Origin of the sequence: Mesorhizobium sp. M2A.F.Ca.ET.039.01.1.1 (genome assembly GCF_003998035.1) — a bacterium.
In the GTDB taxonomy this organism is placed as follows: domain Bacteria; phylum Pseudomonadota; class Alphaproteobacteria; order Rhizobiales; family Rhizobiaceae; genus Mesorhizobium.
Window position 1 is genome coordinate 1 of the sequence record NZ_RZRY01000175.1, and the last position, 10,266, is coordinate 10,266.

Sequence of the window (10,266 nt, forward strand, 5' to 3'; positions counted from 1 at the left end):
GCGCTCCATAGAGAATGCATGCGCCCACCCACCACCGGCTCAGCCTCCTCTCCGGCCGCTGCGGTCCCCTCCCGGCTCTCCCGCAACGCGAGGAAATTATTGCGAACAAAGCGGAAACGATGCTTGATGGGCGATGAACATCGCCGCTCGTGATTCGTCCTTCGAGACGCCCGCTTATCTTGCCCGGCTGAATGATGAGCAGCGGCTGGCGGTGGTGCATGGCGACGGCAAGGTGGCGGCGCCGCTGCTGGTGATTGCGGGCGCCGGCTCCGGCAAGACCAACACGCTGGCGCATCGCGTCGCCCATCTCATCGTCAAGGGCGCCGATCCGCGCCGCATCCTGCTGATGACCTTCTCCCGTCGTGCCGCGGCCGAGATGGCCAAGCGGGTCGAGCGCATTGCCGGCGAGGTGCTGGGGCGCGACGCGGCGATCATCGGCGACGCGCTGGCCTGGGCCGGCACTTTCCACGGCATCGGCGCCAGGCTGCTGCGCGACTATGCCGAGCAGATCGGCCTCGACCCGGCCTTCACCATCCATGACCGCGAGGATTCGGCCGACCTGATGAACCTTGCACGGCATGAGCTGGGATTCTCGAAAACCGAAAGCCGCTTTCCGACCAAAGGCACCTGCCTGCAGATCTATTCGCGGGCGGTGAACGCGCAGGCGCCACTGGACGAGGTGCTCGGCTCCGCCTTCCCCTGGTGCGCGGCATGGGCGGAGCAACTGAAGGAGCTTTTCGCGGCGTATGTCGAGGCCAAGCAGGCGCAGAACGTGCTCGATTACGACGACCTGCTGCTCTACTGGGCGCAGATGGCGGCCGAGCCGGAAATCGCCGCTCATCTCGGTTCCCGCTTCGACCACGTGCTGGTCGACGAGTACCAGGACACCAACCGGCTGCAGGCTTCGATCCTCCTGGCGCTGAAACCGGACGGCGCCGGCCTGACGGTGGTGGGCGATGACGCGCAGTCGATCTATTCCTTCCGCGCCGCGGAAGTGCGCAACATCCTCGATTTCCCGAAACAATTCGCGAAGCCCGCCGAGATCGTCATGCTGGAGCGCAACTACCGCTCGACCGAGACGATCCTGGCAGCCGCCAACAGGGTGATCGGCGAGGCCAGCGAACGCTTCACCAAGAATCTGTGGACCGAGCGCCGTTCCTCGCACAGGCCGCAGCTGGTCAGCGTACGCGACGAGGCCGAGCAGGCGAATTATGTCTGCCAGGCGATCCTGGCCGAACGCGAGGCCGGCACGGCGCTGAAGGCGCAGGCGGTGCTGTTTCGCACCTCGAGCCACAGCGGGCCGCTGGAGGTGGAGCTGACGCGTCGCAACATCCCCTTCGTCAAGTTCGGCGGCTTGAAATTCCTCGACGCCGCGCATGTCAAGGACATGCTGGCGATGCTGCGCTTCGCCGAGAACCCACGCGACCGCGTCGCCGGTTTCCGCGTGCTGCAGCTGATGCCGGGCATCGGGCCGTCCGCCGCCTCGCAGATCGTGGATGCCATGGCGACGTCGCTCGACGAGACGCTCGGCCTTGCCCGCTTCCGGCCGCCGCAGCGCGCCGCGCAGGATTGGCCGGTGTTCCTCGACATCTATAGCGGCCTACGCGCCGGCGCCAAATGGCCGGCCGACCTCGAACGGATCAGGCTCTGGTACGAACCGCATATGGAGCGCATCCATGAGGATGCGATCACGCGCCGGGCCGATCTCATCCAGCTCGAGCAGATCGCCTCGACCTATCCGTCGCGCGAACGCTTCCTGACCGAGCTGACGCTCGATCCGCCCGACGCCACCAGCGACCAGGCCGGGGCGCCGCATCGCGACGAGGATTACCTCATCCTGTCGACCATCCATTCGGCCAAGGGCCAGGAATGGAAGAACGTCTTCGTGCTGAACACGGTCGATGGCTGCATCCCGGCCGATCTCGGGGTCGGCACCAAGGAGGACATCGAGGAGGAACGCCGGCTGCTCTATGTGGCGATGACCAGGGCCAAGGACAGTTTGCATCTGGTGGTGCCGCAGCGCTTTTATCCGCACAACCAAGCTGCGCGCGGCGACCGCCATGTCTATGCCTCGCGCACCCGCTTCATCCCGGCCTCGATGCTTCCGGCATTCGAGCAGTCGTCCTGGGCGAGTGCGGCGCTCAAGGACGACCCGCGCCAGCGGCCAGGCGTCAAGGTCGACCTTGGCGCCCGCATGCGCGGCATATGGAAATAGGCCGCCTGCCCCCTCCTGCCGATTCACGCGACGGATCAGGTCCAAGACGGAAAAATCGGCGTGCGCGGAACCTCACGCCGCAAGCCGCGTTGTGTGGCGTCCCTTCCCAGACCGGAGGCCCGCCGCCTCCGCAGCCAACAGACGAGGTCTCAATGTACGACAGGATGTTCTTCACCCCGGTCGCCCTCAGCGTCGGCGCCGGCCATAAGCGCATGATCGCCTCGCTGTCCGCCATGCATGAATTCCTGACCGAGTTTCCGCCATCGCGGCGGCGGCTGAGCTACGGCGCCGCGGTAAAGGCCTGCGAGGCGGCACGGGCCCGAGAAATCTCGGCCGAGGCCGCGCGCGATGCGCTGATCACCTTCGCGGTGACCGCCGGCATCCTGTGGCCGTCGGACCAGCCGATCGTTTCGGTGAAGCCTGTCGCGCGCGGCTATGGCGGTTTTGCCGCCTGATTTACGGCGATCTTCTCAGGCCCACCGCCTATGAACTGCCCCCGGCTCAGTTCACCTGACGAGAGGCTTTTCCTTGCCGTTATTCGGGCTTGCCGGCGGCCGAGGCTTCGGCGATCGCGGCCGGTTCGGCCGCTGCGACGAAAGGATAGAGGAGCTGCCGGTGGTAGAGCTGCGGCACAGGCTCGTCGACACCATATTTTTCTGGCATCCGCGGCGGCATGAACAAAGTGCCGCCGATCAGGTCGAGAAAGGGCAATTGGCCGGCGAAGTTCTTGTCATAGGCGTCGCGTTCGTTGGCGTGGTGCCAGTGATGGAACTGCGGCGAGGCAATCAGCCATTTCAGCGGCCCGAATTTGATGCGCGTATTGGAGTGGATGAACACCGACTGCCACTGGTAGATCAAGCACGTAGATGAGAACCGCCTCGGCGGAAAAACCCAGCGCGAACAGCGGCAAGAACGAAGCCGACTTGGTCAGGATCTGGTCCACCGGCTGCACGCGGTGCGCGGCCAGCCGGTCCATCTCCTCGATCGAGTGGTGGATGGCGTGGAGGCGCCACAGGAACGGCACCGCGTGAAAGGCGCGATGGGCGAGGTAGAAGCCGATGTCGGCGATGAGCAGAGCCTCGATCGCCTGCAGCCACACAGGCTGCGACTGGACGGCGGCGGTGAGCGCCTCGGGAACAAAACGCTGCGCCAGCAGCATCGCCGCGCCAACCACCAATACTATGCCGGCCTTGATGACAATGCCGTTGAAGAGCAGGTAGAAAACGTCGTTCAGCCAATGCCGGCGCGTCGCCGACTGCTCGCCATGCAGCGGCAGGAGCTGCTCCAGCGGGATGAAGATGAGGGGCGATGATCAGCACCGCCTTGAAGTCGATGAGATCGAATACGGTCGCTCGCGGATCGGCTGAGGTCAGCCGCCGACACTAGCCGCCAAAGGATGAACGGACCGTTGATGGTGCTAAGGGACGCCTAAAGCGCGTCGCGATCTTTCAGATTCGCTCCATGCGCTTTAGGTTTTTGATTTTACGCATGTCTTTATCTCTTTATCCCGAAACCGTTTCCCACTTTCGGGAGACATGCTTTAGTGCATGGTGCCGCCGGCATTGCCAGCCGTCCCGCTGCGCCGGCTCTCGAAGCTCACCTGGTCGCGGCCGTTGGACTTGGCCTTGTAGAGATGGCGGTCGGCGACCTGGAAAACGTCGTGGTAGGTGGTCGGGCCGCTGAAGGCGATGCCGCCGATGCTCACGGAAAGCGGCCAGGGCCGCCCGTCGGGGGCAAATTCGGCCTCGCGAATGCGGCGCCTGATGGATTCGGCGACCAGGAAGGAGCGTGTGGCATCGGCGCCGGGCAGGAAGACCGCGAATTCTTCGCCGCCGATGCGTCCGACGATGTCGGCGCCATGCAGTTGCCCCTTGATCGTCGCGGCGATCAACCTCAGCGCCTGGTCGCCGCAGTCGTGGCCCAGGCGGTCATTGATCGACTTGAAATGGTCGGCATCGACGATCAGCAGCGCGCCGGCGTCGGCGACCGTCTGGTCGCGGGCCTGGTCGAGATAGGCCTCGACCAGCATCGAGAAGGCGCCGCGGTTGAAGACCGCGGTCAAGCTGTCGGTCGCGGCGATGACGCTGAGCTCCTTTTGCGTGATCGCCAGCTGGCGCATCTTCCACATCAGGAAGAACAGAAAGGAGCCGCCGAGGACAAGCGGCAGGAAAAGATCCGTGAGTTTCGCCCACAGCAGCGCCTGCGGCGACAGCGAGGGAAAATTGAAGGAATCGACGAAGAAGGCGACGGCAATGAAAAAGGCTGTGCCGGCGGCGGTGACCACCACGACCCTGCCCCAGCTTGTCGGGGACAAATCGATGCGCATGCCGTTGCTCCCACTGCTACCGGCTTATTGTGGAGCGCGAGCGCAAAGGAAGTCCTAACATATTAGCTTCAATGCAAGTGTGGTTAACAGGCCGTCGGAACCGCCCTTGGCGGCAGGCAAGCAGAAAGCCCGCCGCCAAAAGCAGCAGGCTTCCCGACTGGCCGGAGGTTCTCGTCAACGCACCGCCAGCAATGGCGGCGATGCGGTAGGAGATGCCGCAGAGCCCTCACGGCCGGTCCGGCACTCCCGACCGGGCTGTCTTGCAGCATATGTCAGCGACGCGAAATCATCAGGCAGAGCGCCCTCAGATCGGCATCATAGGTTCCTTCGCTGGAAAGCACGTCGGCGCTGCGCTTCTTCATGCGCGCAAGTTGGGTACCCGACATCTGCGCAACAGCGGCCGAAGGCTTGGTGGTGACCGAAGTGCCGGGGGTGCCCGGAACTCCTGGAGTGCCCGGTATGCCGACACCGACACCGGCGGAAGCTCCAAGCGTCCCGATGCCGACATTGGAGCCGCTGGTGCCGATCGAGGTGGTGGCTCCGGTATCGGTCCCGCCCAGGGACACCGCCGCATCCGCCGCCTGGCCGCCGCCAAGCGAAACGCCAGCGTTGGCGCCGTTGGTGCCGCCGATGGAGGCCGTGCTGCTTCCCCCAAAGGAGGCATCCGCATTGGCACCGCTCGCGCCGCCGACGTTAGCGCTGGCGCCATTACCACCGACGGACACGCCGCCGACACCACCCAATCCAAGACTTGCGGCATGGCCCGGAACCGCCAAAATAGCGATGACCGCGCCGCAAGTAAGGACTTTATGCAATTCCCGAATGATACTTGGCATGACACTCTCCTCTTAGACGGAATATGCTGCACTGCATCATACAGGCACCGCGTTCTTTGACTGACGCCGTGGGCATACATATCTACGCCGAAATTCACGCCTCAGTTTCGTACCGTATTTGCAGTAATACTTTTTTGTTCTTGTTGCTATATCGAATTGTTAAATAAATTTTCGACTTTTCTTCGAAATTTAAATTGTAAAGCAAACAAAAAACACTTCCCGCAGCAAGCGCCATTCGCAACGAACCGCAGCAGAAACGTGCGGGTTCCCGGAGCTTATGCTTCAGGCATAGGCGCGGCCTTCCTCGGAGCGCTGGAACAGCGCCAGATCGAGCGGCACCGAAGGGCGGCCGAGCACGGTCAGCACCATGTGCGCCTGGCCGCGATGATGGGTCTGGTGGTTGAAGAAATGGCTGAGCGCGGGTGCCACGCGTTGCGAGACAGTTCGCATATCGGAGAGGGTCATATAGGAGAAGCGGCCGGCGAGCGCCTTTTCGCTCATGCCGCCGACCCAGTTGATGATCCGCTTGTCCTCCGCCTCGCGCGCGCTGTGCAAGGGTGGCAGCGCCTTGTAAAGAATGGCGTCAAGGGAAGACGGTGCCTGTCCCTCGCCGGTGAAACGCTTCATCCAGATACGATCGGCAGTCAGGATATGGTTGAGCGTTCCCATCATCGAGCCGAAGAAGGCGCCGGTGTCGCGGTTGAATTCCTCGTCGCTGAGGTGTGCCGCGGCATCGTAGAGACGCTGGTTGGCCCATTGATTATAGGCCGCAAACATCATGAAATGCTGTTTCATCATCCACCGGTTCGCCACGAATCCTGGCTCTACGTAACCCGCAGCAACGGACCCGCCAATGACCATTCTGCTTTACGACCTCGTCGGCCATGATGTCGGCCGCCCGTTCAGCCCGCATTGCTGGAAGACCAAGATGGCGCTGGCTCATAAGGGGCTCGCCGTCACCAAGGTGCCGACGCGCTTCCTCGAGGTGCCGGAAGTCGAGAGCGGCGCGTCGAAGACGGTGCCGGTGATCCGTGACGGCGAGCGCGTGGTGGCCGATTCCTTCGCCATCGCGCTCTATCTCGACGAAGCCTATCCGGATCGGCCGACGCTATTCGGCGGCGATGGCGGCAAGGCGATGGCGCGCTTCATCGAGCGCTGGTCGCAGTTCACCATCCATCCCTACGTCGCGACGGTGGCGCTGACCGATCTGCATGACATGCAAGACGAGCCCAACGCCGCCTATTTCCGCGAAAGCCGCGAGCAGCGGTACGGCAAGCGGCTGGAAGAGGTCGTGGCGAACCGCGATGCCGGGCTCGCGGCCTTCCGCGCCGCGCTGGAGCCGCTGCGCTCGACGCTCACCTACCAGCCCTTCATCGGCGGCGAGGCGCCGCTGTTTGCCGATTACATCGTGTTCGGCGCGCTGCAATGGGGACGCATCGCCTCGCCTTTCCAGTTGCTCGACGACGGCGACAGCATCGCCCGCTGGTTCGAGCGCTGCCTCGACCTGCATGGCGGTATCGGACGGCAGGTCGCGGCGGCGGCGTGACGGCCGTCGGAATTGCCATGCTGCGTTATGAGATGCAGGGCGGGATCTGGGTCTACCCCGGCAAGGGCGGCTGGCATTTCATCACGCTGCCAACGGATGTCGCGGCGCGGATCAAGGCGGCCATGGCGGGGCTGGCGCGACCCTGGGGCTCGCTTGGTGTGACGGCTGTCATCGGCAGGACAAAATGGACTACGTCGCTTTTCCCCGACAAGGCCTCGGGCAGCCTGCTTTTGCCCGTCAAGGCGTCGGTGCGGCAAGCTGAGAGCCTGAAGGCCGGAGACGCGCCGATCGTGACCATTGAGATCGGGCTTTAATTCCGCTTGAGCGCGTCCTTGTCGATCAGCCTGACACAGATCGGATCGCCTTCACCGATGCGCGTACATTGCCATTCCGGGCCGAAGCCGAAATTGTGATCCGGCGGCGGCAGAACCAGCAGGAGGAAGGCGATCACGGCGCATATGAGCGCCATGAAGACGATACCCACGATGTCGCCGCGTCTGAGATAAGGCCAGTTCATCGCCTCCGGCTCCGCCGCCGCGAGCGTTCCGGAGCAAGCGCCCGAAGCGCATGCAGCCGTTTCATTATCCCGCAAAGCGCCCGCCTTGACCAGAAGCCGCCTCCCCTTGGCAAGCCGCCGGGCGGCTTGTATAGAGCCCGCCACTCCAATTTCCATTCCCAAGAACAAGGACGACCCTATGGCGATCGAACGCACCTTCTCCATGATCAAGCCGGACGCGACCAGGCGCAACCTGACGGGCGCCATCACCAAGATGCTCGAAGACGCCGGCCTGCGCGTCGTCGCATCGCGCCGCGTGTGGATGAGCCGCCGCGAGGCCGAAGGTTTCTACGCCGTCCACAAGGATCGCCCGTTCTTCGGCGAGCTGGTGGAATTCATGTCGTCGGCGCCCACCATCGTGCAGGTGCTGGAAGGCGAGAACGCCATCGCCCGGAATCGCGAAGTGATGGGCGCCACCAACCCGGCTAACGCCGCAGAAGGCACCATCCGCAAGGTGCATGCGCTGTCGATCGGCGAGAACTCGGTGCACGGCTCCGACGCGCCGGAGACCGCCGCGCAGGAGATCAAGTACTGGTTCTCGGACACCGAGATCGTCGGCTGAGTCAGCTGAAACCTTCCGGGTACAGAAGGCGGCCCGTCGGCCGCCTTTTTAACATGGGTGAATGCGCGACCGACGCAGCACCCTATGGTGCCGGTCTGGCGATAGAAGGCTCACCGCCCCCGCGAGCTTCTGTCATGCTTCCGTCCAACAATGGAGGATGCGATGATTGGCCCCCATGTTTCCAAGAGCGGCATAGCTTATCCAGACGATCTCGTCCTGCTGAAGCGCATCTATGATCAGGTCTGCGTGGAGCGAGGCATTGCCCGCGGCAGTTCCGAGGCTTCGGACCTGGCGATCGAAGCCATGGAGCTGTTTTCCGCCGGCATTTTCGACGAGGATACGATCGGCCGCCGTCTTCGCGACCGCTGATCGAGGGTACCTAAAGCGCGTCGCGATCCTTCGGATTCGCTCTATGCGCTTTGGTCTTTGATTTGCGCATGTCTTTAACCCGAAACCGGTTCCCACTTTCGGGAGACATGCTTTGGAGCTCAGTCTCCGTCGCCGTAGCGGATGACCTCGACCTTCTCCCTGGTGATCAGGCAGCTCTTCTCACTCGTCAGCGCCTTGATCGCAGGGATCAGCGCATCGATTTTCTCCGGCGCGTCGACGATCTCGACGACGATGGGCAGATCCTGCGACAGGCGCAGGATCTTGGCGGTGTGGAGCACGCTGGAGCGGCCGAAGCCCAGCGGCCCGCGCAGCACCGTGGCGCCGGCCATGCCGGTTTCGCGGGCCTTGATGACGATCGCCTCGTGCAGCGGCTTGCCGTCGGCCGCCCTGTCGTCCTCGCCGAAGAAGATCCTGAGCAGCGCGCATTGCGCGGGAAGTTCCATGTTTTCCTCCCTAGAGCGGCTCACCGTTTCACAGAAACGGCGAACCGCTCTATCTCTTTGTTTTGACGCAATTCCGGACGGAAACCCGCTCACACTTTTCCTGGAATTGCTCTAGCTACCTGTTGCCTGACTACCTTTCGGCAAGCGGTTGAGCCTGGATGCCATGAGATAACCCAGCCACGCCGCGACGAGCGACGGCCCGACCACACTGATGAGATAGGTCGCGGCCAGCGGCAAGTCGCCCTCGAACAGCAAGATGAAGGTATCGAGGCTCATCGCCGAAAACGTGGTGAGGCCGCCGCAAAAGCCGGCCATGACGAAATTGCGGCTGACCGGTCCGACCATCATGCGCCCATCCGGTCCGGTCAGCGTCGCGAAAGCCATGATGACCCAGGAGCCGACGACGTTGACGAAAGCGGTCGACCATAGAGCGTTCAGGCCGAGCAGCGAGACGACGACGTAGCCCGACAGGAACCGGGTCAGGGAGCCGATCGCCGCGCCGCAGCCGACCGCCAGATAAAGCCGCATTGCCGCCTGTCTGTCCGTCATCGCTCAGCCCGCTGCCCCGGTAGCTGAACCAGCCACCCAGGTTGCTGACTCAGCCACCCAGACGATCGCCCAGAAGCCGAAGGCGACGAACAGCACGCACAGAACCGACGAGGCGACGACGTTGAAGGCCGCGAGCCGGCCCTCCCCGTCGAGCGCGAGGTTGAGCGTCTGCAGGCAGAAGGACGACACGGTGGTGTAGCCGCCGAACAGGCCGACGACGATGAGGTCGCGCACGAGATCGCTGGCGAAGACGCCGCCGACCGCCCGCGCGGCACCGGCAAAGGCGCCGATGGCAAGGGCGCCGGAGACGTTGACCGCCAGCGTGCCCCAGGGAAAGGTCTCGCCGACCCCATGGCCAATCACGCCGGAGAGGAAGAAGCGGGATACGCCGCCGAGGAAACCGCCGATCAGGACCAGGGCGCAGGCCGCAAGGGTCATCGTCTCAATGCCTTTCCAATGCGATTCCCGCACGGGAATCACTTCACGAAATCAGGCATGATGCGAGCGGGAAAAACAAATCCTGCCGCGCAAGAGCACGCCTGGCAGGAGTCATCAGCCCATAAGGGCGGTTTCGGGGGAACCCCATCCCCATTTTCGGGCGAGCCTAGGCGGTTGAGGCGGTGGGGTCAATTGGGGCCGCTAGCTGAAAGACGGTTACCCCGCGTTCCTTCGCGCCCCCCTCTGGCCTGCCGGCCATCTCCCCCACTTGGGGGAGATTGGCAGCCGTGGCGCCGAACTCAATCCTGCAACGCTGGAGATTGGCGAAAGCCGGCGCGACATTCGATCTCCCCCCTCGTGGGGGAGATGTCCGGCAGGACAGAGGAGGGCGCTGTCCCGCCAGCG

16 protein-coding genes and 1 riboswitch are annotated in these 10,266 nt (G+C 63.7%); of the genes, 7 read left to right on the forward strand and 9 right to left on the reverse strand.

What is annotated here, in order from left to right:
- Positions 1-133 precede the first annotated feature (133 nt).
- Both EOA24_RS15435 and EOA24_RS15440 read left to right on the forward strand, forming a co-directional pair.
- The gene (locus EOA24_RS15435) at positions 134-2,215 is read left to right on the forward strand and encodes an ATP-dependent helicase (RefSeq protein ID WP_126078189.1); all 2,082 of its coding nucleotides are present in this window, start codon (positions 134-136) and stop codon (positions 2,213-2,215) included.
- 152 nt (positions 2,216-2,367) lie between these two features.
- The gene (locus tag EOA24_RS15440; protein ID WP_126078190.1) at positions 2,368-2,670 is read left to right on the forward strand and encodes a DUF982 domain-containing protein; all 303 of its coding nucleotides are present in this window, start codon (positions 2,368-2,370) and stop codon (positions 2,668-2,670) included.
- A 79-nt stretch (positions 2,671-2,749) separates the two neighbouring features.
- Here the strand turns inward: EOA24_RS15440 and EOA24_RS43020 are convergent, their stop codons facing one another.
- Both EOA24_RS43020 and EOA24_RS43025 read right to left on the reverse strand, forming a co-directional pair.
- Positions 2,750-3,052 carry a sterol desaturase family protein gene (locus tag EOA24_RS43020; protein WP_245501799.1) on the reverse strand — a complete coding sequence of 101 codons (303 nt, stop codon included), beginning with the start codon at positions 3,050-3,052 and terminating at the stop codon, positions 2,750-2,752.
- The gene (locus EOA24_RS43025) at positions 2,946-3,239 is read right to left on the reverse strand and encodes a sterol desaturase family protein (RefSeq protein WP_245501800.1); all 294 of its coding nucleotides are present in this window, start codon (positions 3,237-3,239) and stop codon (positions 2,946-2,948) included. The genes EOA24_RS43020 and EOA24_RS43025 overlap by 107 nt, the downstream gene beginning before the upstream one ends.
- Here EOA24_RS43025 and EOA24_RS43030 point away from each other — a divergent pair.
- On the forward strand, positions 3,171-3,527 hold the full coding sequence (locus tag EOA24_RS43030; protein WP_245491014.1) for a hypothetical protein: 357 nt from the start codon (positions 3,171-3,173) through the stop codon (positions 3,525-3,527). The genes EOA24_RS43025 and EOA24_RS43030 overlap by 69 nt on opposite strands.
- 228 nt (positions 3,528-3,755) lie before the next feature.
- On the opposite strand, the gene EOA24_RS15450 is transcribed toward EOA24_RS43030, so the two are convergent.
- From EOA24_RS15450 to EOA24_RS15460, 3 genes are all read right to left on the reverse strand, one after another.
- Positions 3,756-4,541: a GGDEF domain-containing protein gene (locus EOA24_RS15450; RefSeq protein ID WP_126078191.1), complete on the reverse strand. Its 786-nt coding sequence runs from the start codon at positions 4,539-4,541 to the stop codon at positions 3,756-3,758.
- Between the two features lie 272 nt (positions 4,542-4,813).
- The gene (locus EOA24_RS15455) at positions 4,814-5,377 is read right to left on the reverse strand and encodes a hypothetical protein (RefSeq protein WP_126078192.1); all 564 of its coding nucleotides are present in this window, start codon (positions 5,375-5,377) and stop codon (positions 4,814-4,816) included.
- 282 nt (positions 5,378-5,659) lie between these two features.
- Complete coding sequence (locus tag EOA24_RS15460) at positions 5,660-6,172, reverse strand: DinB family protein (protein WP_126083451.1); 513 nt, start codon at positions 6,170-6,172, stop codon at positions 5,660-5,662.
- Between the two features lie 58 nt (positions 6,173-6,230).
- Between EOA24_RS15460 and EOA24_RS15465 the strand changes: the two genes are divergently transcribed.
- Together EOA24_RS15465 and EOA24_RS15470 are read left to right on the forward strand one after the other, a co-directional pair.
- Entirely contained in the window at positions 6,231-6,923 is a 693-nt protein-coding gene (locus EOA24_RS15465) for a glutathione S-transferase family protein (protein WP_126078193.1), read from the forward strand.
- Positions 6,924-6,940: 17 nt separating this feature from the next.
- Entirely contained in the window at positions 6,941-7,237 is a 297-nt protein-coding gene (locus tag EOA24_RS15470) for a DUF1905 domain-containing protein (protein WP_126078194.1), read from the forward strand.
- Here the strand turns inward: EOA24_RS15470 and EOA24_RS15475 are convergent.
- The gene (locus EOA24_RS15475; RefSeq protein ID WP_126078195.1) at positions 7,234-7,440 is read right to left on the reverse strand and encodes a hypothetical protein; all 207 of its coding nucleotides are present in this window, start codon (positions 7,438-7,440) and stop codon (positions 7,234-7,236) included. The two genes, EOA24_RS15470 and EOA24_RS15475, sit on opposite strands and share 4 nt — an antisense overlap.
- Positions 7,441-7,618: 178 nt before the next feature.
- On the opposite strand from EOA24_RS15475, the gene ndk reads away from it, so the two are divergent.
- Entirely contained in the window at positions 7,619-8,041 is a 423-nt protein-coding gene (ndk, locus tag EOA24_RS15480; RefSeq protein ID WP_040984737.1) for a nucleoside-diphosphate kinase, read from the forward strand.
- Between the two features lie 162 nt (positions 8,042-8,203).
- Positions 8,204-8,410, forward strand: coding sequence for a hypothetical protein (locus tag EOA24_RS15485; protein WP_126078196.1), 207 nt, complete (start codon positions 8,204-8,206; stop codon positions 8,408-8,410).
- 119 nt (positions 8,411-8,529) lie between these two features.
- Here EOA24_RS15485 and EOA24_RS15490 read toward each other — a convergent pair whose 3' ends face one another.
- The 3 genes from EOA24_RS15490 to crcB (EOA24_RS15500) form a co-directional block, all read right to left on the reverse strand.
- The gene (locus EOA24_RS15490) at positions 8,530-8,874 is read right to left on the reverse strand and encodes a DUF190 domain-containing protein (RefSeq protein ID WP_095816023.1); all 345 of its coding nucleotides are present in this window, start codon (positions 8,872-8,874) and stop codon (positions 8,530-8,532) included.
- Between the two features lie 111 nt (positions 8,875-8,985).
- Positions 8,986-9,423 carry a fluoride efflux transporter CrcB gene (gene crcB / locus EOA24_RS15495; protein WP_126078197.1) on the reverse strand — a complete coding sequence of 146 codons (438 nt, stop codon included), beginning with the start codon at positions 9,421-9,423 and terminating at the stop codon, positions 8,986-8,988.
- A gap of 3 nt (positions 9,424-9,426) precedes the next feature.
- A complete protein-coding gene (gene crcB / locus EOA24_RS15500; RefSeq protein ID WP_126078198.1) occupies positions 9,427-9,861 on the reverse strand; it encodes a fluoride efflux transporter CrcB in 435 nt (144 codons plus the stop codon).
- A gap of 98 nt (positions 9,862-9,959) precedes the next feature.
- Positions 9,960-10,022, reverse strand: a riboswitch (Fluoride riboswitch).
- Between the last annotated feature and the right edge of the window lie 244 nt (positions 10,023-10,266).